Genomic DNA, 23,377 nt, shown 5'->3' with positions numbered 1-23,377 from the left:
GCAAACTGTTAAGGTTTGGCTCGATTCCGCATATATTCACTAACTTTAAAGTTCCTAATTGTCTTTATTCTCTTTATTAGGAGCAAAATTTCTAATTATGAAACACAAAAGCTACGATACGGTAACGGAAGCCATGTCCGACTTAAAAAAGTTGGGCTACACTACTGATTTCTCTATATTAACAGACCAAGAATGTTTAGTTTGCCATCAAACATCGACGGAATTATCTGCAGACGATTTTGAAATAGATGATTTTTATAGATTTGAAGGCGATAGCGATCCTGGAGATGAAATGATTGTTTATGCTATTTCTTCTGAAAAATTTAAAATGAAAGGTATTGTCGTAAACGCTTATGGTATTTATGCCGAAAACGCATCTTCAGCCATTGTAAAGAAATTAAATACACATCCGCGATAAAATTGCAAATCGGTTTTAACAGCTTCAATAACCTTAAAGTTTAACCGATTATAAAATATCTCTAAATTAATATCCTTTGTAATTCGAAGTTTTAAAACAGCTTCCAATTATTATTAGAATAAAGAACCTTTATCAAAAAAATGTTGGAATCCTAGAACGCCCTCATGAAAAAGAAACGACTGCTTATTATATTTCTACTCATTCTTTTTTTGCCAATAATTCTGATTCTGACAGCTAACTTTACCATTGAAAATAATGCCAGAAACAAAACCTTTTCGCAAGTTTCTAAAATATCAAAAAACAAAGTAGGTATTGTTTTAGGTACTTCCAAAAGACTCAAAGATGGACGTATAAATCCCTATTGGCAATACCGTATTGATGCTACCGTGACACTTTTACAAAACAAGAAAATAGATTTCGTTTTAGTAAGTGGAGACAATGGCACGAAATATTATGATGAACCCAAAGATTTTAAAAATGAACTTTTAAAAAGTGGTATTCCCGAAGAACAAATCTTTCTAGATCATGCAGGTTTCAGAACTTTAGACTCCATGGTTAGAGCTAAAGAAATTTTCGGGTTGAGCAGCTTTACAGTCATTTCGCAAAAGTTTCATAATGAAAGAGCTATTTATTTGGCCGAACATTATGGTATGAAAGTTATTGGCTTTAATGCGCGCGATTTAACCGGGAAAGCAGGTATGAAAGTTAAAACACGTGAATATTTTGCGCGAACAAAAGCGCTTATTGATATCCTATTAGGAACAAAGCCGAAGTTTTCGGGAAAGAAAATCCGAATTGAATAAGGCAATACAATTCTAAAAATAACATGCAGATAGATAGCGATATACTTTCAGAAATTTTTAAAACGGTTATTTTTACTTCGGAAGAACGCCAAATGGTTGCAGCCAAATTTCAAAAAGTTCAATTAAAAAAAGGTGCCGTTTTATTAAGTGCTCATGAAAGCGTAAATTATCAATACTACACGTTTGATGGTTGTTTAAGGACATTTTTCATTGACCCTTCCGGAAAAGAACACACCTTACAATTCGCCATAAACGATTGGTGGATTAGCGATTATACAGCATTCTTCAGTGCATCAAAATCCATACTTTATATTGAATGTATTCAAGATGCCACGCTCTATAAAATTTCAAAAATGGATATGGAAGAATTATTCACTCAAATACCCCAACTTGAAACTTTTTTTAGAAAGAAAATGGAAGGTGCATTTGCTAGTTTTCAAAAGCGGATTTTATCCAATTTATCACAATCGGCAGCCGAGCGATATGTATCTTTCATCAAGACTTATCCAAATATTGAGCAAATTGTAAAAAATTATCACATTGCTTCTTATCTTGGAATTACTACAGAAAGTTTAAGTAGAATTAGAAAAGAAATCTCTCAGAATTAAATTTTCTTACCCTACATCAATTTTTAATCTATTATATCATTGTAACTTTGTATTCAACAAACAAACTGATTTTTAAATGATTAGATCAATCGTATTCGTTTTTAGTTTAATTTTATTTTCTTCTTGCGCCAATAAAAGCAAAGAACAGAATTCTGTAGGCCAAGGCACGAATATTAACTCCATAAAAAACACGAAAATGAAAAATGTATTATTTGTATTAACAAGTCACGAAGATTTAGGAAACACAGGTGAAAAAACTGGTTTTTGGGTAGAAGAATTTGCTGCACCATATTACTTATTAAAAGATAAAGGCGTTCATATTACTTTAGCTTCACCAAAAGGTGGACAACCGCCAATTGACCCTAAAAGCACAACGCCAGATGCACAAACGCCACCAACCACTCGATATTATAAAGATACAGAAACACAAGATTTGTTAGCAAACACGAAGCAATTAAGCACAATAGACCAAGCCGATTACGATGCGGTATTTTATCCAGGCGGACACGGACCATTATGGGATTTAGCGGAAGATAAATACTCTATAGCTTTAATTGAAGCTTTTTATAAAAACAACAAAACGGTAGCGGCAGTTTGCCATGCGCCAGCTATTTTTAAACACACTAAAAACAGCGATGGCTCTCCTCTAGTTAAAGGGAAAAAAGTGACTGGGTTTTCAAACTCTGAAGAAGAAGCGGTGCAATTAACAAAAATAGTTCCTTTTTTAGTTGAAGATATGTTGAAAGAAAATGGCGGTATCTATTCTAGCAAAGCCGATTGGAATCCGTATGCTATTGAAGATGGTTTACTTATTACAGGTCAAAATCCAGCATCGTCAGAATTGGTTGCCGAAATATTATTAGAGAAAATTAAGTAAGATTGTATTTACCAAAAAGGTATTTTAATAGCAGCGGCTTGAAACTAGTTTCAAGCCGCTTTTTTTATGTTTATACTTTATTAAAAATATAAGTTTTTATTAAAATCAAACACTGCTCTCAACATATACCAAGGGCTTACTTAAGAATACACCTATCAAAACAAACTTTTCCTGTATCTTTGTAGCAAATACACCAAACATGTCATTTAAAGACTTACAATTAATTGATCCGCTTTTAAAAGCTATTGAAGAACAAGGTTACACGAAACCAACAGAGGTGCAACTGAAAACCATTCCGCAAGTTCTAGCCAAAAAAGACGTCATTACATCTGCACAAACAGGAACTGGAAAAACGGCAGCTTTTGCGCTTCCAATCTTACAATTATTATCTGAAAATCCAGAAGCTCCTCGCGGTGGAAAAATGATAAAAGCTTTAATAGTAAGTCCAACTCGTGAATTAGCGTTGCAAATTGGAAATAACTTTAAAGCCTACGCAAGACATACCAATTTACGCACAACGGTTATTTTTGGTGGAATTTCAGAGAAACCACAAGTAGATGTGTTGACTAAAGGTGTAGATATTTTAATTGCAACGCCAGGTCGTTTAATAGATTTGGAAAAGCAAGGTATTGTTAATCTAGAAGAAGTGGAAATTCTAGTTTTAGATGAAGCGGATTTAATGTTAGATATGGGTTTCATTGACGATGTTAAACATATTTCTAATTTATGCCCAGACGGAAAGCAGATTTTGCTATTCTCGGCTACCATGCCTTTTAAAGTAGAACAATTGGCGAATACCATCTTAAAATCGCCTATTAGAATTGAAATTACTACCTCGCCCTTCGCGGCTAAAAGCATTGGACAAATTTTATACTATGTGCCAAAACGCAGCAAAATGGAATTGTGCTTGCATTTGTTACGCAACAATATAAAAGGGAGTATTTTAATTTTCAGACGTACTAAATTTGGCGTTGATAAATTGGAAGAAACCTTGAAGAAAAACGGTTATGATGTTGAAACCATTCATGGTGATAAAACGCAAACTGATAGACAAGAAGCGCTTAAAAAATTCAAAAATGGTTTGGTAAATATTTTAATTGCAACCGATGTAGCGGCTCGTGGAATTGATATAAATGAGTTGGATGCGGTTATAAATTTTGATTTACCGAATGTTCCCGAAACCTATATTCACCGTATTGGTCGCACAGGTCGTGCAGGAAGTTCTGGAATGGCTTACTCCTTTTGTGGAGCCGATGAAAAAAATTACGTGACCTCTATTCAGCAACTTCTTCAAATAGAAATTCCAGTAGACGAACTTCATCCCTATCCTTTGGATCCAAAAGAAAAGGCTACTACGCATAAATCTACCCAGGCAACAAGTAAACACAAAAAAGGTAGAAAAAGTGAGGCTTCAAAAAAGAAAAAGAAACGTTGGTATTAATGATAGCATTGAAAGCAAAAGCCATACTTTTAGTTTAGGCTGCAATTTTATACCTTGTATCTTTAATTCTTAATATTTTAAAATACAGATGCACAAACCTTTAATTCTTCTGATTTTCTTTTATTTTACACATTTAGGAGTAGCTCAAATAAGCATTCAGGATAGTAAATCTAAAACACCTATTTCTTACGCTACGGTTTCATTTGGCGATGGTCAAGGTTTATTTGCAGATGATGAAGGTCTTTTTATTTTTTCGGAAAAAATATACCCAGGAATTGATACGCTTTTTGTATCCGCATTAGGGTATCAAAATAAAACGATTGCTACTATTGGTTTGGGGAAAATTATTCTTCTAGATGAAGAAGTTAGCCAATTAGATGAAGTTATTTTAATAGCTGAAGGCAGGAAATTTAAAGAAGAAACTTTAAAACCTTATTTAGATGACGACTATTATTCCTGTTGGTTACCAACTATAGAATCTGAAATTGCTGTATTCTTCAATGATCCAGAACCTGGCTTAACAAAATTAAGTACCATTCATTTCCCTATTACATTAGAATCTAAAGACTGGGAAAAACGCAACCGAAAAAACGCAGAAAAAAAGCCGTTTTCAACTTTATTTAAAGTGAAATTTTATAGAAATGACAATGGGATTCCGGGTAAACCATTGACTTATGAAAACATCGTTTTTCAAGCTACTGAAAAAGGAGGCGATGTTTATAATTTACATGTTAAGGATTATAATATTAGCATTCCAGAAAACGGTTTTTTTGTTTCTATTCAGGTATTAGGTTATACCGATAAAGTTGGAAAACTACTTGCTAATAAGAAATACAAAGAATTAAAAGGACCTGAAGGCACCGTCAGAATTCCAACAAGTTTTAGACCTTTATTACCTTTTACAGATGACCTAAAAACGCATAATACCTATATAAAACGCGTTTTTATAAATGGCAATAATTGGGTGCAATTTAAGCAAGGTAATATTGAATCTGGTTTGCTAAAAAAAGATTTGAATAATTACGGAATTGGCTTTACCTATAAAATTTATAAAAATGAATAATCCGTGGCATTTATACCTAATGGCTGGTATGTATGTGTTGGCTGGAATTATTCACTTTATAAAACCTAAAATGTATATGCGCATCATGCCGCGTTATTTGCCAAACCATAAAGCTTTGGTATATGTAAGTGGTTTAGCAGAAATAGGATTCGGAATTGCACTTTGTTTTCCGCAGACAAGAGACTTCGCAGTTTATGGAGTTATGGCCATGCTAGCCGTGTTCTTATTAGTACATTTCCATATGTTATCAAGCCAAAAAGCATCGGCAGGATTTCCTAAATGGCTTTTGGTATTCCGCATTCCTCTTCAATTTGGATTGATGTATTGGGCATATATGTATTTGTAATATTTCGGAAAAATCTATTGGACTACAAAATCAAAAAAAGTATTTGGAAAAGGTTCGCCACGTAAGGTAAAATGCCACCATTCTTTTGGATAGTTTCTGAATCCGTGTTTTTGCATAATGGATTGCAGTAACTGCCGATTTTTCTTTTGTAATTCCGTTAAATCTTGATGCGCAATCCAAGACGCTTCGCCAAAAAAGTCAAACGGACTTCCCATATCTAGAGGTTCCATAGTATTGGCATCAATAATCGTTAAATCTACTGTGCTCCCGCGACTGTGTCCTGAACGCGAGGCAATATAACCGTCTCTAAATAAATGGCGCTTTTCTACTTCTGGATAAAATTCGTCTTTCATGCGTTTATCATCCAAATCTTTAGCCCAAGTTATAAAATGATTAACGGCGCGTTGCGGTCTGTAAGCATCATAAACACGCAGACATAGGTTTTGATCAGCTAGTTCATCTTGAACTTTTTTCAAGGCTTCTGCAGTTGGCTTTGTCACGATTAGCGTATTAGCTTTATAACCTATAATGGTATCTCCAACAAAATTATGAGTAGAATAATACCGTAATTCCACATCAATATTTGGAGCTACTGTTTTAACGTATACAAATCCGTTTGGTAAGATTTGTTTTTGGGTAAAGGCCAAACTGACTACAGCCAATAAAAATAAAAGTATTTTGTTTTTCATAATCAATCTACTAATTTAGAGAAAAATAATGGATGGACTTATTTTCAACAGGTAAAACTGAATTTCAATTGCCCCAAGCGGAATTGACCTATTTCCCCAATTTCTATAATCTTCATGAAGCCAATAACTTATTTGAAATTTTAAAAGAAAGCATAAATTGGCAGCAAGATGATATTACATTATTTGGCAAAACACATTTACAGCCGCGACTAACTTCTTTATATGCTAATAATGAAAAAAGTTACTCCTACTCCAATATTACCATGCAACCAAAAATTTTTACAAAGGAATTGGAAGATATAAAAAATGCTATTGAAAAAGTAGCAAAAACGGAATTTAGTACCGTTTTATTAAACAGATACAGATCTGGAAGTGATAGTAATGGCTGGCATGCTGATAATGAAAAGGAATTAGGAAAAAATCCTATCATTGCGACTTTAAGTTTAGGTGCTCCGCGGTATTTTCATTTTAAACATCGCAGCTTAAAAGCAGAAAGCCATAAAATACTTTTAGGATCGGGAAGTTTATTAATTATGGGTGGGGAAATGCAACGCTATTGGCTTCATCAAATTCCAAAAACTAAAAAAGATATAGGTGAACGAATTAATTTGACATTTCGAAAAATTGCATAAAAAAAACCGAGGTCCCTCAACCTCGGTTTCGTCTTATTTGCTTTATATTATGTTTTTAGAATTTGGATCACCAGTATCAACGACATAATGCAAATATTAATTAATTAATCCATTGAACTAAAAAGTATGTCTTTTAGTACAATCCAAATGTAAATTTAAAATTCATTACGAACGACTAAACGCTTTTATTTTCGTTGAAATACGTTATATTTTAACATTTATCGACCAAACAACCTCTTTAGCCGATTAAAAACATACTTTAAAATTATCGGGACGACTAAAAATTCACACATATATATACCTTAAAGTCGTAACTTTACGTTGTAAGAATACCTTAATTAAAATCGATTTTCTATGAAGTTGTATTATACCATTTTGTGTTTATGTTTAGCATTTCCCACTTTGGCGCAAGAGCAGCCTAAAACTTTAGAAAAAGAAATTGAAGTTTCACCATTCGTGGATGGCTCTTTATTAGAACCAAATGAATCGAATAAAAACATTCTAGCTATAATTATTGGCGATTATGGCCCAATAGATAGAAATGGAAATCAGAATTTCCAAAAAAATAATAATCTTAAAAAATTAGCTCATGGTTTAGCCGATAATGGAATTAGTTCTTTCAGGTATGATAAGCGCATAGTGAAGCAAATAAAAAAAGGACGCGTTAATGCCCGAATGAGTTTTAACGATTTCATTAAAGATGCCAATGATGTGGTTAACTACTTTGAAAAACAAGCAACTTATAAAGCTATTTATATTATAGGTCATGGTCAAGGAAGTTTGGTAGGCATGTTAGCAGCAAATGAGAAAGTATCTGGATTTATATCTTTAGCAGGTTCTGCCAAAAGTATTGATCAGGTTATTTTGGAACAAATAGAACAAACTGCTCCTGGTTTGGCGCCTGATGCGCAGCGGGTTTTTGATGTTTTAAAATCCGGTAAAACCACCATAGATTTCCCACAAGCCTTATCTAATATTTTTAGTTTAGACACTCAAGATTTTATGGGTAGCTGGATGCAGTATAATCCGACAGCGGCTATTTCAACCTTAACCATTCCCGTTCTAATTATAAATGGTACTAACGACTTGCAAGTTTCTACTGAAGAGGCAGAACAACTTCAAAAAGCGTTACCAAATAGTGTTTTAGTAAATATCACTAATATGAATCATGTTTTATTCATCATTGAGGGTGGAGATCTTGAAAACTCTAAATCTTATAATGAGTCTTTTAGAACTCTGCCTCCAGAACTTATGGATGCACTTGTAAAATTCATAAAATAAAGTATTAATTAGTTTCAATATTTCATAAAAAAAAAGCACTCTAAAAAGAGTGCTTTTCTTACTAACCAACCAAAAATATGAAATGTTATTGTTTTTAATTAGAGTAACCACACACTAACTAAAGTTAAGTTACAATAACATTATTTCTAATTCAATATTCGTGCCAAAAATGATTTGCATGGTAAATAATTAATGTATATCTTTATGATATCAAATTAATATCATACTAAATCACCAAACATGAAAGAAGAAAAAATTATTGTACCAGCAAACGGCTATCTCATGCTGTTTGTATTCTTAATAATATTTATCGGTAGTATTGCATTAGCCATCATCACGGAAAGCCCTGGTTATTCAGCATTAATTGTAATTGCTCTAATTATTGCTCCTGGCTTTATTATGGTGCAACCAAACGGATCTCGCATCCTTTTATTATTCGGAAAATATGTAGGTACCATTAAAGAGAATGGCTTTTATTGGACCAACCCTTTTTACACCAAAAACAAGATTTCTTTACGAGCTAGCAACTTTGACAGTGAACGACTTAAAGTGAATGACAAACTGGGAAACCCTGTCATGATTAGTACCATTTTAGTATGGCGCGTAAAAGACACTTACAAGGCGGCTTTTGATGTTGATAATTATGAAAATTTTGTACGCGTGCAAACCGATGCTGCTGTTAGAAAATTAGCTAGCATGTACCCGTATGACAATTTTGCCGATGAAGGTTTAGATGAAGATATTACGTTACGATCTAGTTTAAATGAAGTTAGTGAAGCTTTAGAAAAAGAAATCGACGAACGTTTATCCATTGCTGGAATTGAAGTTTTGGAAGCTAGAATTGGCTATTTGGCTTATGCTCAAGAAATTGCAAGTGCTATGCTAAAACGTCAGCAAGCGACCGCCATTGTTGCTGCTAGACATAAAATTGTTGAAGGTGCCGTAAGTATGGTTGATATGGCGCTAAATGAATTGAGCAAAAAAAACATTGTAGAATTAGATGACGAACGTAAAGCTGCCATGGTAAGTAATTTAATGGTCGTTTTATGCGGCGATAAAGATGCTTCACCAATTGTGAATGCTGGAACTCTGAACATGTAATTTTATGGTTACAGATTATCAACTCACTAAATACGGTGCGCAAATTTCAAACTCTGAAGTGATTTTGAAATACAGCACACTACACTGTATTAAGAGGAAAGTTGCACCCATCGTCATTCTTCTTTTAGCCATTTTTAAAGCCATAGGATATTATAACGACTATTTAAACACTGAAAAAACGAGTAAATTAATTGGTTTAGACTATTTGTTCTGTTGATTGTTATTTGCCTAGTTTGGTTTATTAATGAATGGTTTTTAACAAGTTGGAAACGCCACATAGCCATTATTAATATAGCTTCCATGACTGTTACTAAAGATTCTGAAGAAACCACGCTGAAATTTAAACTTCAAAATAAAAGAAAAGTTATTTTAGAATTTAGAACGTTAGAAAATCAATTAGAACCATTTATTGCTGAATTACAAAAGAAAAACACACAAATACCAATCACCTATGAAGGAATATAAAGTTATACAACCTAAACTCGGTTTTAGAAATCGGTTACAAAATTTTGAAGAATTATTAAACCAATATGGACGTGAAGGTTGGACCTTAAAGCACACAAATGAGCAGTATACCAGTATTATATTAGAGCGCGATAAAAACAGATAGTGTAGAAAAAATTAGTCTTTTACTTCTTTTTATTTGTTCTGGACAGTTTATTCTGGCGCTAATAACTAATACTTCTGAAGAAATTATGCTGAAAAATGTGATTTTTAATCCTTCCGAAGAAATAAAAAAGGTTTAAATCCCGATTCTAATTTTAAATGAGGATAAAGATGAAGATAATCAAATATCTTATAAAAAAACAGATTTCCCATTATCTGAAATATTAATTAATACCCTTGAAACCTATATAAAACAGTAGCATGTCCAAGAAAAAAGCCTTTGCATTACGAATGAATGAAGAGATGCTCAAAGCCGTTGAAAAATGGGCTTCAGATGAGTTCCGGAGCACTAATGGCCAAATTGAGTGGATGCTAATGCAATACCTTAAAGACCATAACCGTTTACCAAAATCTAAAAAGAATTCAACATCTGAAAGCGACTCCTAGAGTCGCTTTTTTTAAACCGTTTATTTTGGTATTTTGCACGCTCAAAATAACCAACCATGCAAGAACCTATTTTTACCAGTGACACGATTGTCTTTGGATTACTCATGCTTACTCTCGGATTCATTTTTTATACGGAATCCTTAAAAACAGGTTTCTGGCCTAAATTCTATAAAATAGTTCCTGGTTTATTTATGGCTTATATGTTACCAGCCGTTTTAACAACAGCTGGACTTATTGCTCCTGAATGGGAAACCGTAAACGAAGCTGGCGAAATAACCAAAGAAAGTACCAGTTTATATTTTATGGCGAGTAGATATTTACTTCCTGCAGCCTTGGTTTTAATGACCTTAAGTATCGATTTAAAAGCCGTTTTTAATTTGGGGTGGAAAGCCTTGGTGATGTTCTTAACGGGTACATTAGGAATTGTAATTGGTGGACCTATTGCTATTATTCTTATTTCCATAGTATCGCCAGAAACTGTTGGTGGTTTTGGTCCGGACGCTGTTTGGCGCGGACTTTCAACATTAGCAGGCAGTTGGATTGGCGGTGGCGCTAACCAAACGGCCATGTTGGAAATTTATGGATATAATCAGTCTGAATACGGGAAAATGGTATTTGTGGATATTGTGGTTGCCAATATTTGGATGGCTATTATTTTAATAGGAATTGGCCGTTCTAAAGCCATTGATAAATGGTTACGTGCAGATAATTCCGCTATTGAAGCATTAAAAGAGAAAGTATCTTCATTTGAACAAAGCGTTAAACGCAATCCATCGCTCACAGATATTATGATTATCATAGCCATTGCGTTCGGAACCGTCAGCGTTTCGCATATTGGCGCCAATATTTTAGCGCCATTTTTTAGTGATGTAGTGAGCGGTATTGAATCGCCAACCTTAAGAAATACTTTTACATTTCTGGATTCTCAATTCTTCTGGATGATTAGCATTGCGACATTAATTGCTATTCTACTATCATTTACTAAAGCAAAAAACTACGAAGGTGCCGGCGCCAGTAAATATGGTTCGGTATTTATATACATTTTAGTCGCTTCAATTGGAATGAAAATAGATTTGGCTGCCATTTTTGATAACCCAGGACTAATTGCTGTCGGATTAGTTTGGATGACCATTCATGCTGTTTTACTTATAATAGTGGCCAAAATTATTAGAGCACCTTACTTCTTTTTGGCGGTAGGAAGTCAAGCTAACGTTGGTGGTGCAGCCTCTGCTCCTATTGTTGCAGCAGCTTTTCACCCATCATTAGCAACGGTTGGCGTGCTTCTAGCGGTATTTGGATATGCTATTGGAACTATTGCTGCCATTGGCTGTACAATATTAATGCGATTAGCCGCAGTCGGTTAGTATTTAACCAATAATTATAAGATATTTACGCCCTAAAATTCAAGAAAAACAATGAAGAAATCATTTCTATTATTAAGTCTTTTACTCCTTTTTTCATGCGGTAAAGAGCAACATGACTTAACAGTTAAAGGCACAATTAAAGATTTAAAAAAAGGCACGTTATACTTACAAAAAATCCAAGATTCTGTTTTAATTTCTGTGGATTCTTTAATTATAAATGGCGATTCTAATTTTGAACTTCACGCTATTTTAGAATCTCCTGAAGTTTTCTTTCTTCATTTAAATAAAAATAATTCGGATGCATATGGCAAAATTCCATTTTTTGCTGATAAAGGTGTGACTGTAATTAATACCACTTTAAAAGAATTTTCGCTAAATCCAGAAATTAAAGGCTCTAAGCAGCAAGTTGTTTTTGAACAATACTTGAAAATGATGGATCGTTATAACGATAAAAATTTAGAGTTGATTAAAGCAGAATTAGATGCTAAAATGATAAAAGACTCATCGCTTCTTGCTGCCAATACCAAGGCTTATGAAAGTCTTTTAAAAAGTAAATATTTATACACGGTAAATTTCGCTATTCAAAATAAAGATAGTGATGTTGCTCCATACGTTGCCTTAACAGAAATTTATGATGCCCAAACGAAATGGTTGGATACTATCAATAATTCATTAACACCAGAAATAAAGGCTTCTAAATATGGTAAGGAATTGGATGCTTTTATTAAAGACAGGAAGGGGAATTAAGTTCTTTCGCATCTTTAGATTAATACCCATATTAATAAATTATTAGACACCTTTAACTGTTTTAAAACTTATGATCCCCAAATCATTCTTTTTATTTAGTGTTTTATTTATTATGATTTTCACTTCTCATCTAGCAAAAGCACAACCTAATAAAGGGCATCATTTTAAGGCTTCCATAGGTTTAGGTGTTAGTATTCCATTTGATGAAGTTGATGTTTCCAGTGTCGGATTTTACACACAAGGAGAATATGTTTTTGGTATTACCAGATGGTTTGGTATAAGACCTTATGCAGGATTAATGTTAGCTTCTTCTACCAATAACGATGTGACATTAGAGCAATACGACTACAAAGTTTCTACAAACGCTTTCTTACTTGGCGGAAAAATACGCCTTGCCATACCAATTCCTTGGGTAGCTCCCTATTTGGAAACAGGTATTGGTGTTTCTCTTGGCTCTTTTAAAACGATAACTACTCTCACAAACATAGAAAAAGACGGTTTTATCATGCATATTCCAGTCACTTATGGATTAGCAATTGGTAGAAACCATAATTTTGAAATTGAAATCACCTTTTATTACCATCCAACCATTGACCAATATGCAGCAGCAGCAGCACTTGGTTTTTCATTTCCTATTTAATTAAACTCATATTTTATGAAAAAAAAATTACTACTCCTTTTTATTATAATTGGCTCTTTTACAAGTCAAGCGCAATCAAATTTTAAAATTGGCTTACATGCTGGTATTAATTATCCTGATGTTCGAGGTTATGAGAATGCTAAATACCACAACTTTAAAGCCGGCTTCCTAATAGGCGCTTCATTTGATTATTATTTAAATGAAAAGTTTTCACTAAAGACAAATATTAATTATGAAAAAAAAATTCAAGAATACAGAATAACGTTTTTTAGCTATTATGGCGGAATAGAAAGCGGCAAACAGGATTTTAATCGCGAAATTGCACTTTTAAATATTCCTGTTTTACTTAAATACGAATTCTGGAATTCTAATTTTTTCGTAAATGCTGGTCCATTTATAAACTTTGTTTTAAGTGATAAAACAGATTCTGAATATTTACAATATGGCAACAGACCAGCACTTGAAAGCAATAAAATTGACACAGGTGTTTCATTTGGTCTTGGAACAAATATTTCGCTCACCAATAAACATGAGTTAACTATTGAAATCCGAGATGATTTAGGTTTGATAGATACTCGAGGTGATTCTGAATACTATAATGATGCTTTAAAATCAAATATGATTAAATTAATGATTGGATGGAATTTGGGAATATAATTCCAAGCAACTATTTTAAATATATTAAATCATCGACTTTCAACAGTGATTCTATTTTACAATAGACCTCACAGGTTAAAAACCTTTGAAGTCTAAATAAAGAATGTTGAATTGAACTTTTTATAAGTATAAAAAATCCAAACTATTTCTAGTATTGGAATCTAAATATAAGAGCCGATAGAGGGACTCCTTTCGGCTGCGCTCAAGACAGGCTTCTCCTCCCAAAAAAATCTTATAAAAATAAAAAACTCCAACCTATTTCTAGTATTGGAGTTTAAACTTAAGAGCCGATAGAGGGACTCGAACCCACGACCTGCTGATTACAAATCAGCTGCTCTAGCCAGCTGAGCTACATCGGCAAAACAAGCTGCAAATATAACCGTGAAAATCATATATGCAACTATAATTTGTTATTTTTTTATCCTAGTTTATTAATTTTTTCAACTAACGCACGACCTTTTTCTTCAAGTTCGGTGTTAATTGCTTTAAAGTGTGCTTTTTTGTCTTCCACACTTCTATCGTTTACTTTAGCAATAAGGCCATCAAACGTTGTAATTGCCTCGTCAATAATTGCTTCACTCTTTTTAGTATCCTTGCTTGTGTTTGTATACTCCCAAACATAAACTGCTTCAATAATATCACCTAATACATAATTAATGTCTTTCTTTAGGTCTCTCTTATTTGCCATAATGTCAATTTTAAAATTTTTACAAAAGTAAGTAATTTAATTGTATTCCCGACATTTAGATTCTTTCAATAAATAGAAAGAAACATTTATTTTTTTACACGTAAACTTCTAGCAACGTGGCATTATCTGACTGTAATTCAACGGTCTTTAAAGCCGCTGGAATTAATACGGTTTCGCCAGATTGTAATTTGCTACTTAATCCATTTGCTGTAATGGTTATTTCACCATCAACACACATATAAATAAGGAAAGAATCATGCGTATTCGTTTTTGTAATAGCCTTGGTAATTTTCAAATAATTAGTAGTGAAATAACGACAACTTATCATGGTATTCGCTGTGTTTTCCGTTTTAGTATAATCCAGGCGGAAATCATCTGGCATATTAAAATTAAAAGCATCTATAGCTAAATCATTATGAAGCTCACGTTTATTTCCAGTTTCATCTACCCGATCCCAATCATAAACCCGATAGGTTATATCACTTGTTTGCTGAATTTCCGCTAACAAAACTCCTGCTCCAATAGCATGAACACGACCCACATCAATAAAATAACCGTCTCCCGTTTTAACGGTATCAAAATTAAGAATTTCAGTTAGTGTTTTAGCATTCAAATGTTTTAAATACGTTTCTGAATTCATCTTCTGATTAAAGCCAACTATCAATTTGCTATTTGGATCCGCCTGCATGACATACCACATTTCCGTTTTCCCAAAAGTATTATGGCGTTTAGCTGCAAGGGCATCATTAGGATGCAATTGGATGGATAAATCTTCTTTGGCATCTATAAACTTAATAAGCAAAGGAAATGTGTTTCCAAATTTTTCATAGTTCTTGTATCCAATTAAATCAGATTTATAGGTGTTTAATAATTGCTTTAATGATTGTCCCTTTAAATCACCATTAGCAACAATAGAAGTATCACCTTCAACATCGCTAATTTCCCAACTTTCACCAATATTTGATGCAGACGATTGTTTGCGGAGCAGATTTTTTAATTTCTCGCCTCCCCAAATTTTAGCCTTTAAAATGGGTGTGAACTTTATAGGATAAAGCGTTTTTTTCATAAATTACTGTCCCGAATAGGTTACAAAATTACGCGGTGTTTCATATAAAGTAACTTCCATTTCCAGTTTTTCTGATAAATGAGATCGTAATTTATTGAAAATAACCACCACAATATTTTCTGCTGTTGGATTTAAGTCTTGAAATTCAGGTACATCAACATTTAAGTTTTTATGATCGAAAGCGTCTTCAACTTCTAATTTAATTAAGTCTTTTAAAACTTTTACGTCCATAACATAACCTGTTTCAGGATCAATTTCTCCCGTAACGCTTACAATTAAATCATAGTTATGTCCATGAAAATTGGGGTTATTACATTTTCCAAAAACAGCATCATTTTTTTCATCAGACCAATCTTTTCGGTACAAGCGATGAGCTGCATTAAAATGCGCTTTTCTACTTACGGTAACTTTCATGCTTCAGTAATATTAATATGTTCATAGAATTTTTCGAAAATAATCTTAAACCATGCAGTATACAAGTCTGGTTGTGTTTTTATATCAGTTTTAACGGCTTCTAATGACATCCACTTCCAATTTGCAACTTCCTCCGGATTAATATCTGGAACGTCATCATAATGTCCAACCATAACATGATCAAATTCATGTTCGGTTAAACCATTATCAAACGGCGCCTTATATATAAACGAAATGGTTTCCTTTAATTCGGTAACAAATCCCATTTCCTCCTGCAACCTGCGTTTTCCAGCCTGAATATTAGTTTCACCATCACGTTGATGACTACAACATGTATTGGTCCATAAACCAGGTGTGTGATATTTATGAAGGGCACGTTGCTGCAACATCAACTCATTTTTCTGGTTAAAAACAAATACAGAAAATGCACGATGTAACTGCGCTTTTTCATGCGCTTCCATTTTAGCCATTAGGCCAATTCGCTCATCGTTTTCGTTTACTAAAATAACTTGTTCTTCAATCATAGCGCTAAAATACCAATCAAAACAGTAAAAATACGACAAACTTATCACAAAATTAAAAAGCACCAAAGACATAACATTTTTCGTGTAGATAAAATGTATCTTTGCTACCCATTTTAAAGGAGAATATGAGTTTTACATCAGAAATAAATAGAAGACGAACTTTTGGTATTATTGCGCATCCAGATGCCGGAAAAACCACTTTAACCGAAAAATTATTACTATTTGGTGGTGCTATTCAAGAAGCAGGTGCCGTAAAAAGTAATAAAATCAAAAAAGGTGCTACCAGTGATTTTATGGAAATAGAGCGTCAGCGTGGTATTTCTGTGGCAACGTCTGTTTTGGCTTTTGAATATGAAGGTATTAAAATTAATATTTTAGATACACCTGGACACAAGGATTTTGCTGAAGACACTTTTAGAACATTAACCGCTGTAGATAGCGTTATTGTTGTTGTAGACGTTGCAAAAGGTGTGGAAGAGCAAACTGAAAAATTAGTTGAAGTTTGTAGAATGCGAAATATACCGATGATTGTGTTCATTAATAAACTGGATCGTGAAGGTAAAGATGCATTCGATTTACTGGATGAAGTGGAACAAAAATTAGGTTTAACTGTGGTTCCTATGAGTTTCCCTATCGGTATGGGTTACGATTTTAAAGGAATTTATAACCTCTGGGAGAAGAACATCAATTTATTTAGCGGAAGCAGCAGAAAAAACATTGAAGAAACCGTTGAGATTTCCGATTTAGAATCGAAAAAAATTGATGAGTTAATCGGTGAAAAAGCGGCTAAAACACTTCGAGAAGAAATTGAATTGGTTGAAGGTATTTATCCTGAATTTGATAGAGATGCGTATTTAGAAGGGAAACAACAGCCTGTATTTTTTGGTTCTGCTTTAAATAATTTTGGCGTTCGCGAATTATTAGACTGTTTTATAGAAATTGCGCCTAAACCAAGACCAAAGCAAAGTGAAGAACGTCTTGTAAAACCGGACGAAAAGAATTTTACTGGTTTTGTTTTTAAAATCCATGCCAACATGGATCCTAATCATCGTGACCGTCTGGCTTTTGTTAAAATTGTTTCGGGCATATTTGAGCGTAACAAACCGTATTTACATGTTAGAAATAACAAGAAAATGAAATTTTCGAGTCCGAATGCCTTTTTTGCTGAAAAGAAGGAAATTGTAGACATCTCTTATCCTGGTGATATTGTAGGTTTGCATGATACAGGAAATTTTAAAATTGGAGATACTTTGACAGAAGGTGAAAATATAAATTACAGAGGTGTTCCTAGTTTTAGTCCGGAGCATTTTAGGTATATTAACAATGCTGACCCATTAAAATCCAAGCAGCTTTATAAAGGTATTGATCAATTAATGGACGAAGGTGTAGCCCAGTTATTTACATTGGAACTCAACGGCAGAAAAGTAATTGGAACGGTTGGAGCTTTACAATATGAGGTAATTCAATATCGTTTAGAACATGAATATGGGGCCAAATGCACCTATGAAAACTTAAATGTTCATAAAGCATGTTGGGTGGAAGCTAACGATGTTAAAAGTGAAGAATTCAAAGAGTTTTTACGCGTAAAGCAACGCTATATTGCTAAAGATAAGCAAGATCAATTGGTGTTTCTAGCAGATTCCCCGTTCTCTTTGCAGATGACGCAACAAAAATATCCAAATATTAAATTTCATTACACATCTGAATTTTAAATCTTAAAACAATAAACCGTTTATCGAAAAGTGCCGTTTATTACTAATGTGTTTACTTTTTTTTTCATACATTTAATTGTCACGCCGTTCTACTTATATATTACGGCCAGTCATTTTTAAGTAGCCTAATAATACCAAATCGTGATTACTATGAAAGTAAAACCCCAAACTTTCAGTAATAAAGATATTACTGTAATTTACAACCCAACGGTGTGTGTAAACGCCGAACATTGTGCTAACCAACTTTCCAATGTATTTAAACAATATGTAATTCCGTGGATAGATTTGGATGCGGATACTAATGAAAACATTATCAATCAGATTAAAAAGTGCCCATCCGGTGCTTTAAAATTTTATATCAATAAAAAAGAAGCTTGTTAAAATAAAAAATCCCATTGGAAATTACCTATGGGATTTTTTTATGTTTTGAATTTAAGCTTGTCCCGTAGGGCCAAAATTCAATGGGATTGGAGGTTGCTCATAATTATATATTTTGAGAACCTCTGCAAAAACATTTTGTATAGTGTGAGATCTGGTTCCTATTTAAGCTTGACCTGTAGGGCCAAAATTCAATGGGATTGGAGGTTGCTCATAATCTTTGATTTCACCATGTGCATTTTCAAAACGCGTTACGTTTTCACCTAAAGCTTTTAATAAGCGCTTCGCATGTTGTGGTGTTAAAATAATACGAGATTTCACCTTACTCTTTGGTGTTCCAGGCATAATACTTACAAAGTCCACAACAAACTCTGAAACAGAATGATTAATTATAGCTAGGTTGGAATAAATTCCTTCCGCTATTTTCTCATCAATTTCAATATTTATTTGTCCTTGTTTTTTCTGATTTGGTTTGTCACTCATAATAGTATAGTATAAAAAAATAGCGTGAATTTCTTCACGCTATTTTCAATTTATTAATTAGTTATAATTAACTTCTTTTTTAGCTTGCATCATTTCATCAAACTCTTCTTTGGATCCTACGATAATGTTTTCATAAGTTCTCATACCAGTACCGGCTGGAATTCTATGACCTACAATTACATTTTCTTTAAGACCTTCTAAAGTATCTACCTTACCATTTACAGCTGCTTCGTTCAGAACTTTTGTTGTTTCCTGGAACGATGCTGCAGATATAAACGATTTGGTTTGTAGCGATGCTCTAGTAATACCTTGAAGTATTGGTGTAGCCGTAGCTGGTTGTGCATCACGTGCCTCAACTAACTTCTTATCTTCACGACGTAATAGGGAATTTTCGTCTCTTAAATCACGTGGTGTAATAATTTGACCAGCTTTAAGATTCTCTGAATCTCCAGGCTCTTCAACAACTTTCATTCCGAAAATATCATCATTTTCTTCAATGAAATCTGCTTTGTGTACCAATTGGTTTTCCAAGAATGTCGTATCACCAGAATCAATGATTCTAACTTTACGCATCATTTGTCTAACAACTACCTCAAAGTGCTTATCGTTAATTTTCACACCTTGTAAACGGTAAACTTCTTGTACTTCGTTTACTAAATACTGCTGAACCGCTGATGGGCCTTTGATATTTAAAATATCATTAGGCGTTACAGAACCATCCGATAAAGGCATACCTGCTTTAACAAAGTCATTTTCTTGAACAAGAATCTGACTTGATAATTTAACCAAGTACTTCTTAACTTCACCTAGTTTAGACTCGACAATAATTTCACGATTACCACGCTTAATTTTACCGAAAGATACCACACCGTCAATAGCACTAACTACTGCTGGGTTAGATGGATTACGTGCTTCGAATAATTCGGTAACACGTGGTAAACCACCTGTAATATCTCCAGATTTAGCAGATTTACGAGGTATTTTAACTAAAATCTTACCGACTTTAATCTTCTCACCATCGTCAATCATTATGTGGGCTCCTACAGGTAAGTTGTATGAACGCATTGCATTTCCTTTAGCATCTTCAATATGAAGCGTTGGGATTAGCTTTTTATTTCTAGATTCAGAAATTACTTTTTCTTGGAATCCGGTTTGCTCATCAATTTCTACTTGATACGTAACACCTTGTTCGATGTTTTCATAACGTACTTTACCAGCAAATTCTGAAATAATTACACCGTTATATGGATCCCAGCTACAAATAACATCTCCTTTTTTAATAGCATCACCACTCTTAACATAAATGGTTGAACCGTAAGGAATGTTATTGGTACTTAAAGTAATACCTGTTTTCTTATCAATTAATTTTAATTCAGAAGTACGAGAAATAACCATATTAGCTTCTTTTCCATCGGAATCTTCGCCTTTAATAGTTTTAAGTTCATCGATTTCTGCGATACCGTCAAATTTGACAACCAATTTGTTAACTTCTGAAATGTTACCAGCAATACCACCTACGTGGAATGTACGTAATGTTAACTGTGTTCCTGGCTCTCCAATAGACTGTGCGGCTACTACACCTACAGCTTCTCCACGTTGAACCATTTTTCCAGTTGCTAAGTTACGACCGTAACATGTAGCACAAATACCTTGCTTGGCTTCACAGGTTAGAGCTGAACGAACTTCTACAGCATCAACTGGAGAATTTTCGATAGTTCTAGCTATGGTTTCATCAATCATTTGGTTTGTTGCAACCAATAATTCATCAGTTAACGGATTGTAAACATCGTTTAATGAAATACGACCTAAAATACGCTCTGATAAGGTTTCAACAATCTCGTCATTTTTCTTTAATGGTGTTACTTCTACGCCACGTAACGTACCACAATCTACGGTATTTACAATAACGTCCTGAGATACATCTACTAAACGACGTGTTAGGTAACCAGCATCCGCAGTTTTAAGTGCGGTATCGGCAAGACCTTTACGTGCACCGTGTGTTGAGATAAAGTATTCTAAAATTGAAAGACCTTCCTTAAAGTTAGAAAGAATTGGGTTTTCAATAATTTCACCACCACCAGCTGTTGATTTCTTCGGTTTCGCCATTAATCCACGCATACCTGTAAGCTGACGAATCTGTTCTTTAGATCCACGAGCTCCAGAATCAAGCATCATATATACCGAGTTAAAACCTTGCTGATCTTCACGAATACGCTTCATAGACAATTCAGTCAATTCAGCATTCGTAGAGGTCCATATATCAATAACTTGGTTATAACGCTCGTTGTTAGTAATAAGCCCCATGTTATAGTTGGCCATAATACCATCAACTTTAAGGTTTGCACCATCAATCATTGATTGCTTTTCTGGTGGAATAATAATATCACCTAAACTAAATGATAGTCCACCTTGGAATGCGAAATTATAACCTAAAGTTTTAATTTCATCCAAGAAAGCAGCCGTTTCTGGCACACTTGTGAATTTTAAAATATCACCAATAATATTACGTAGTGATTTTTTAGTTAATACTTGATTGATATAACCTGCAGCATGTGGTACTTTTTCGTTAAAAAGTACACGACCTACTGTAGTATTAATAACTTGTAAAGTCAGTTCTTCAGCTTCGTTGAAAGCATAGGTTCTTACTTTAATACCAGCATTTAAATCTACACGACCCTCATTGTAAGCAATAATTACTTCTTCAGGTGCGTAGAATGTTAAGCCTTCTCCTTTAATTTTAACGTCGTCAGTTGAGATACGTTCTTTAGTCATATAATATAGACCAAGTACCATATCTTGAGAAGGTACTGCTACCGGAGAACCGTTAGCTGGGTTTAAAATATTATGTGACGCTAACATTAATAACTGACACTCTAATATAGCCTCAGGACCTAAAGGTAAATGCACAGCCATCTGATCACCATCGAAATCCGCGTTGAATGCCGTAGTAACTAATGGGTGTAACTGAATAGCTTTTCCTTCAATTAATTTTGGTTGAAAAGCTTGAATACCTAGTCTGTGAAGCGTTGGCGCACGGTTAAGTAATACTGGATGTCCCTTAAGAACATTTTCCAAAATATCCCAAACCACAGGCTCTCTCTTATCTATAATCTTCTTCGCAGATTTTACAGTTTTTACAATACCTCTTTCAATTAATTTTCTAATTACGAAAGGTTTGTATAATTCGGCTGCCATATCCTTTGGAATACCACATTCGAATAATTTTAATTCCGGTCCAACAACAATTACAGAACGAGCTGAATAATCAACACGCTTACCAAGTAAGTTTTGACGGAAACGTCCTTGCTTACCTTTAAGTGAATCTGATAATGATTTTAATGGTCTGTTAGAATCTGTTTTAACAGCAGATGATTTACGTGTGTTATCTAATAACGAATCTACAGATTCCTGTAACATACGCTTTTCGTTACGTAAAATAACTTCTGGTGCTTTGATTTCAACTAAACGCTTTAATCGGTTGTTACGAATAATAACACGACGATAAAGATCATTTAAATCGGAAGTTGCAAAACGACCACCATCCAACGGCACTAATGGACGTAATTCTGGCGGAATGATTGGAATAACTTTTAAAATCATCCATTCTGCGCGATTCTCACGATTTTCGTTCGATTCACGTAAAGCTTCTACAACTTGTAAACGCTTTAAAGCTTCCGTTTTACGTTGTTTTGACGTTTCAGTATTGGCTTTATGACGTAGTTCAAATGATAATTCATCTAAATCAATACGTGATAAAAGCTCGATTAAACATTCAGCACCCATTTTTGCCAAAAATTTATTAGGATCTTTATCCTCTAAATATTGGTTGTCTTGTGGAAGTGTTTCTAAAATGTTTAAATATTCTTCTTCTGTAAGGAAGTCCATTTTTTGAACTGGTTCTCCTTCAGCATTTTTAGCAATACCTGGTTGAATTACTACGTAACGTTCGTAGTAAATAATCATATCTAATTTTTTAGATGGTAACCCAAGTAAATATCCAATTTTGTTTGGTAACGAACGGAAATACCAAATGTGCGCAACTGGAACCACTAAATTAATGTGTCCAACACGATCACGACGTACTTTCTTTTCTGTTACTTCTACACCACAACGGTCACATACGATACCTTTGTATCGGATACGCTTATATTTTCCACAAGCACATTCATAATCCTTTACAGGACCAAAAATACGCTCACAGAATAAACCATCACGTTCTGGTTTATGAGTACGATAATTGATAGTTTCTGGCTTTAGAACTTCACCACGAGATTCTGCTAAAATAGATTCAGGTGAGGCTAAACCAATGGAGATTTTGTTAAATCTCTGTACTGTATTCTTATCTTGTTTTCTTGCCATGTTTTATGTTTTTGGTATGGACAGCCCGAAAGC

The 23,377-nt window shown here is 33.9% G+C and carries 27 protein-coding genes and 1 tRNA gene; 20 read left to right on the top strand and 8 right to left on the bottom strand.

The genetic code is table 11. The features are described from left to right. Positions 1-97: 97 nt before the first annotated feature. The 7 genes from ES674_RS09490 (at position 98) to ES674_RS09460 (ending at position 5,556) form a co-directional block, all read left to right on the top strand. Positions 98-418, top strand: coding sequence for a phosphoribosylpyrophosphate synthetase (locus ES674_RS09490; protein WP_148403763.1), 321 nt, complete (start codon positions 98-100; stop codon positions 416-418). Positions 419-582: 164 nt separating this feature from the next. Further along, positions 583-1,221 carry a SanA/YdcF family protein gene (locus ES674_RS09485; RefSeq protein WP_148403762.1) on the top strand — a complete coding sequence of 213 codons (639 nt, stop codon included), beginning with the start codon at positions 583-585 and terminating at the stop codon, positions 1,219-1,221. 23 nt (positions 1,222-1,244) lie between these two features. Then, positions 1,245-1,829: a Crp/Fnr family transcriptional regulator gene (locus ES674_RS09480; RefSeq protein WP_148403761.1), complete on the top strand. Its 585-nt coding sequence runs from the start codon at positions 1,245-1,247 to the stop codon at positions 1,827-1,829. Between the two features lie 76 nt (positions 1,830-1,905). Further along, the gene (locus ES674_RS09475; protein WP_148403760.1) at positions 1,906-2,706 is read left to right on the top strand and encodes a type 1 glutamine amidotransferase domain-containing protein; all 801 of its coding nucleotides are present in this window, start codon (positions 1,906-1,908) and stop codon (positions 2,704-2,706) included. Between the two features lie 199 nt (positions 2,707-2,905). Beyond that, positions 2,906-4,147, top strand: coding sequence for a DEAD/DEAH box helicase (locus ES674_RS09470; protein ID WP_148403759.1), 1,242 nt, complete (start codon positions 2,906-2,908; stop codon positions 4,145-4,147). 88 nt (positions 4,148-4,235) lie between these two features. Further along, a complete protein-coding gene (locus ES674_RS09465) occupies positions 4,236-5,210 on the top strand; it encodes a carboxypeptidase-like regulatory domain-containing protein (protein WP_148403758.1) in 975 nt (324 codons plus the stop codon). Beyond that, the gene (locus tag ES674_RS09460; protein WP_148403757.1) at positions 5,203-5,556 is read left to right on the top strand and encodes a DoxX family protein; all 354 of its coding nucleotides are present in this window, start codon (positions 5,203-5,205) and stop codon (positions 5,554-5,556) included. Before ES674_RS09465 ends, ES674_RS09460 begins: the two co-directional genes overlap by 8 nt. A gap of 14 nt (positions 5,557-5,570) precedes the next feature. On the opposite strand, the gene ES674_RS09455 is transcribed toward ES674_RS09460, so the two are convergent. Then, positions 5,571-6,245, bottom strand: a complete 675-nt coding sequence (locus ES674_RS09455) for a M15 family metallopeptidase (RefSeq protein ID WP_148403756.1) — start codon at positions 6,243-6,245, stop codon at positions 5,571-5,573. 32 nt (positions 6,246-6,277) lie between these two features. On the opposite strand from ES674_RS09455, the gene ES674_RS09450 reads away from it, so the two are divergent. From ES674_RS09450 to ES674_RS09405, 11 genes are all read left to right on the top strand, one after another. Next, positions 6,278-6,877, top strand: a complete 600-nt coding sequence (locus ES674_RS09450; protein ID WP_148403755.1) for an alpha-ketoglutarate-dependent dioxygenase AlkB family protein — start codon at positions 6,278-6,280, stop codon at positions 6,875-6,877. A 354-nt stretch (positions 6,878-7,231) separates the two neighbouring features. Beyond that, positions 7,232-8,158 (top strand): alpha/beta hydrolase, encoded by a 927-nt coding sequence (locus ES674_RS09445; RefSeq protein WP_148403754.1) that lies wholly within the window; start codon positions 7,232-7,234, stop codon positions 8,156-8,158. A gap of 240 nt (positions 8,159-8,398) precedes the next feature. Beyond that, positions 8,399-9,259 (top strand): SPFH domain-containing protein, encoded by an 861-nt coding sequence (locus ES674_RS09440; RefSeq protein ID WP_148403753.1) that lies wholly within the window; start codon positions 8,399-8,401, stop codon positions 9,257-9,259. Between the two features lie 4 nt (positions 9,260-9,263). After that, entirely contained in the window at positions 9,264-9,476 is a 213-nt protein-coding gene (locus tag ES674_RS09435) for a hypothetical protein (protein WP_148403752.1), read from the top strand. An 83-nt stretch (positions 9,477-9,559) separates the two neighbouring features. After that, positions 9,560-9,724 carry a hypothetical protein gene (locus tag ES674_RS15395; RefSeq protein ID WP_170233991.1) on the top strand — a complete coding sequence of 55 codons (165 nt, stop codon included), beginning with the start codon at positions 9,560-9,562 and terminating at the stop codon, positions 9,722-9,724. After that, positions 9,711-9,869, top strand: coding sequence for a DUF4177 domain-containing protein (locus tag ES674_RS09430; RefSeq protein WP_148403751.1), 159 nt, complete (start codon positions 9,711-9,713; stop codon positions 9,867-9,869). The genes ES674_RS15395 and ES674_RS09430 overlap by 14 nt, the downstream gene beginning before the upstream one ends. 257 nt (positions 9,870-10,126) lie before the next feature. Beyond that, entirely contained in the window at positions 10,127-10,312 is a 186-nt protein-coding gene (locus tag ES674_RS09425; RefSeq protein ID WP_148403750.1) for an Arc family DNA-binding protein, read from the top strand. A 56-nt stretch (positions 10,313-10,368) separates the two neighbouring features. Further along, positions 10,369-11,676: a DUF819 family protein gene (locus ES674_RS09420; RefSeq protein WP_148403749.1), complete on the top strand. Its 1,308-nt coding sequence runs from the start codon at positions 10,369-10,371 to the stop codon at positions 11,674-11,676. Positions 11,677-11,727: 51 nt separating this feature from the next. Beyond that, a complete protein-coding gene (locus ES674_RS09415; protein WP_148403748.1) occupies positions 11,728-12,423 on the top strand; it encodes a DUF4369 domain-containing protein in 696 nt (231 codons plus the stop codon). A gap of 70 nt (positions 12,424-12,493) precedes the next feature. Beyond that, on the top strand, positions 12,494-13,063 hold the full coding sequence (locus ES674_RS09410) for a hypothetical protein (protein WP_148403747.1): 570 nt from the start codon (positions 12,494-12,496) through the stop codon (positions 13,061-13,063). Between the two features lie 15 nt (positions 13,064-13,078). Next, positions 13,079-13,720 carry a porin family protein gene (locus ES674_RS09405; protein ID WP_148403746.1) on the top strand — a complete coding sequence of 214 codons (642 nt, stop codon included), beginning with the start codon at positions 13,079-13,081 and terminating at the stop codon, positions 13,718-13,720. Positions 13,721-14,005: 285 nt separating this feature from the next. Here the strand turns inward: ES674_RS09405 and ES674_RS09400 are convergent. The 5 genes from ES674_RS09400 to idi form a co-directional block, all read right to left on the bottom strand. Further along, positions 14,006-14,079, bottom strand: a tRNA-Thr gene (locus ES674_RS09400). Between the two features lie 59 nt (positions 14,080-14,138). Continuing rightward, positions 14,139-14,408: a hypothetical protein gene (locus tag ES674_RS09395; protein ID WP_148403745.1), complete on the bottom strand. Its 270-nt coding sequence runs from the start codon at positions 14,406-14,408 to the stop codon at positions 14,139-14,141. Positions 14,409-14,502: 94 nt separating this feature from the next. Then, positions 14,503-15,474 carry a type I phosphomannose isomerase catalytic subunit gene (locus ES674_RS09390; protein ID WP_148403744.1) on the bottom strand — a complete coding sequence of 324 codons (972 nt, stop codon included), beginning with the start codon at positions 15,472-15,474 and terminating at the stop codon, positions 14,503-14,505. Positions 15,475-15,477: 3 nt separating this feature from the next. Next, a complete protein-coding gene (locus ES674_RS09385; protein WP_148403743.1) occupies positions 15,478-15,888 on the bottom strand; it encodes a 6-pyruvoyl trahydropterin synthase family protein in 411 nt (136 codons plus the stop codon). Further along, complete coding sequence (idi, locus tag ES674_RS09380; protein ID WP_148403742.1) at positions 15,885-16,412, bottom strand: isopentenyl-diphosphate Delta-isomerase; 528 nt, start codon at positions 16,410-16,412, stop codon at positions 15,885-15,887. The genes ES674_RS09385 and idi overlap by 4 nt, the downstream gene beginning before the upstream one ends. A 125-nt stretch (positions 16,413-16,537) precedes the next feature. On the opposite strand from idi, the gene ES674_RS09375 reads away from it, so the two are divergent. Together ES674_RS09375 and ES674_RS09370 are read left to right on the top strand one after the other, a co-directional pair. Continuing rightward, positions 16,538-18,124: a peptide chain release factor 3 gene (locus tag ES674_RS09375; RefSeq protein ID WP_148403741.1), complete on the top strand. Its 1,587-nt coding sequence runs from the start codon at positions 16,538-16,540 to the stop codon at positions 18,122-18,124. Between the two features lie 150 nt (positions 18,125-18,274). Continuing rightward, complete coding sequence (locus ES674_RS09370; protein WP_148403740.1) at positions 18,275-18,505, top strand: (4Fe-4S)-binding protein; 231 nt, start codon at positions 18,275-18,277, stop codon at positions 18,503-18,505. 162 nt (positions 18,506-18,667) lie between these two features. Here the strand turns inward: ES674_RS09370 and ES674_RS09365 are convergent, their stop codons facing one another. Beyond that, positions 18,668-18,985 carry a DUF3467 domain-containing protein gene (locus ES674_RS09365; RefSeq protein ID WP_148403739.1) on the bottom strand — a complete coding sequence of 106 codons (318 nt, stop codon included), beginning with the start codon at positions 18,983-18,985 and terminating at the stop codon, positions 18,668-18,670. Positions 18,986-19,042: 57 nt separating this feature from the next. Further along, positions 19,043-23,344, bottom strand: a complete 4,302-nt coding sequence (gene rpoC, locus ES674_RS09360) for a DNA-directed RNA polymerase subunit beta' (protein WP_148403738.1) — start codon at positions 23,342-23,344, stop codon at positions 19,043-19,045. Positions 23,345-23,377 lie beyond the last annotated feature (33 nt).

This window comes from Bizionia myxarmorum, from assembly GCF_008086205.1.
GTDB classification, from domain to species: domain Bacteria; phylum Bacteroidota; class Bacteroidia; order Flavobacteriales; family Flavobacteriaceae; genus Algorimicrobium; species Algorimicrobium myxarmorum.
Note: the sequence above shows the minus strand (reverse complement) of the source record. Positions and strands in the feature narration are given on the sequence as shown.

Coding starts and splice junctions, on each gene's coding strand:
- ES674_RS09490 (WP_148403763.1), top strand. CDS start 98: ATGAAACACAAAAGCTACGATACGGTAACGGAAGCCATGTCCGACTTA.
- ES674_RS09485 (WP_148403762.1), top strand. CDS start 583: ATGAAAAAGAAACGACTGCTTATTATATTTCTACTCATTCTTTTTTTG.
- ES674_RS09480 (WP_148403761.1), top strand. CDS start 1,245: ATGCAGATAGATAGCGATATACTTTCAGAAATTTTTAAAACGGTTATT.
- ES674_RS09475 (WP_148403760.1), top strand. CDS start 1,906: ATGATTAGATCAATCGTATTCGTTTTTAGTTTAATTTTATTTTCTTCT.
- ES674_RS09470 (WP_148403759.1), top strand. CDS start 2,906: ATGTCATTTAAAGACTTACAATTAATTGATCCGCTTTTAAAAGCTATT.
- ES674_RS09465 (WP_148403758.1), top strand. CDS start 4,236: ATGCACAAACCTTTAATTCTTCTGATTTTCTTTTATTTTACACATTTA.
- ES674_RS09460 (WP_148403757.1), top strand. CDS start 5,203: ATGAATAATCCGTGGCATTTATACCTAATGGCTGGTATGTATGTGTTG.
- ES674_RS09455 (WP_148403756.1), bottom strand. CDS start 6,245: ATGAAAAACAAAATACTTTTATTTTTATTGGCTGTAGTCAGTTTGGCC.
- ES674_RS09450 (WP_148403755.1), top strand. CDS start 6,278: ATGGACTTATTTTCAACAGGTAAAACTGAATTTCAATTGCCCCAAGCG.
- ES674_RS09445 (WP_148403754.1), top strand. CDS start 7,232: ATGAAGTTGTATTATACCATTTTGTGTTTATGTTTAGCATTTCCCACT.
- ES674_RS09440 (WP_148403753.1), top strand. CDS start 8,399: ATGAAAGAAGAAAAAATTATTGTACCAGCAAACGGCTATCTCATGCTG.
- ES674_RS09435 (WP_148403752.1), top strand. CDS start 9,264: ATGGTTACAGATTATCAACTCACTAAATACGGTGCGCAAATTTCAAAC.
- ES674_RS15395 (WP_170233991.1), top strand. CDS start 9,560: ATGACTGTTACTAAAGATTCTGAAGAAACCACGCTGAAATTTAAACTT.
- ES674_RS09430 (WP_148403751.1), top strand. CDS start 9,711: ATGAAGGAATATAAAGTTATACAACCTAAACTCGGTTTTAGAAATCGG.
- ES674_RS09425 (WP_148403750.1), top strand. CDS start 10,127: ATGTCCAAGAAAAAAGCCTTTGCATTACGAATGAATGAAGAGATGCTC.
- ES674_RS09420 (WP_148403749.1), top strand. CDS start 10,369: ATGCAAGAACCTATTTTTACCAGTGACACGATTGTCTTTGGATTACTC.
- ES674_RS09415 (WP_148403748.1), top strand. CDS start 11,728: ATGAAGAAATCATTTCTATTATTAAGTCTTTTACTCCTTTTTTCATGC.
- ES674_RS09410 (WP_148403747.1), top strand. CDS start 12,494: ATGATCCCCAAATCATTCTTTTTATTTAGTGTTTTATTTATTATGATT.
- ES674_RS09405 (WP_148403746.1), top strand. CDS start 13,079: ATGAAAAAAAAATTACTACTCCTTTTTATTATAATTGGCTCTTTTACA.
- ES674_RS09395 (WP_148403745.1), bottom strand. CDS start 14,408: ATGGCAAATAAGAGAGACCTAAAGAAAGACATTAATTATGTATTAGGT.
- ES674_RS09390 (WP_148403744.1), bottom strand. CDS start 15,474: ATGAAAAAAACGCTTTATCCTATAAAGTTCACACCCATTTTAAAGGCT.
- ES674_RS09385 (WP_148403743.1), bottom strand. CDS start 15,888: ATGAAAGTTACCGTAAGTAGAAAAGCGCATTTTAATGCAGCTCATCGC.
- idi (WP_148403742.1), bottom strand. CDS start 16,412: ATGATTGAAGAACAAGTTATTTTAGTAAACGAAAACGATGAGCGAATT.
- ES674_RS09375 (WP_148403741.1), top strand. CDS start 16,538: ATGAGTTTTACATCAGAAATAAATAGAAGACGAACTTTTGGTATTATT.
- ES674_RS09370 (WP_148403740.1), top strand. CDS start 18,275: ATGAAAGTAAAACCCCAAACTTTCAGTAATAAAGATATTACTGTAATT.
- ES674_RS09365 (WP_148403739.1), bottom strand. CDS start 18,985: ATGAGTGACAAACCAAATCAGAAAAAACAAGGACAAATAAATATTGAA.
- rpoC (WP_148403738.1), bottom strand. CDS start 23,344: ATGGCAAGAAAACAAGATAAGAATACAGTACAGAGATTTAACAAAATC.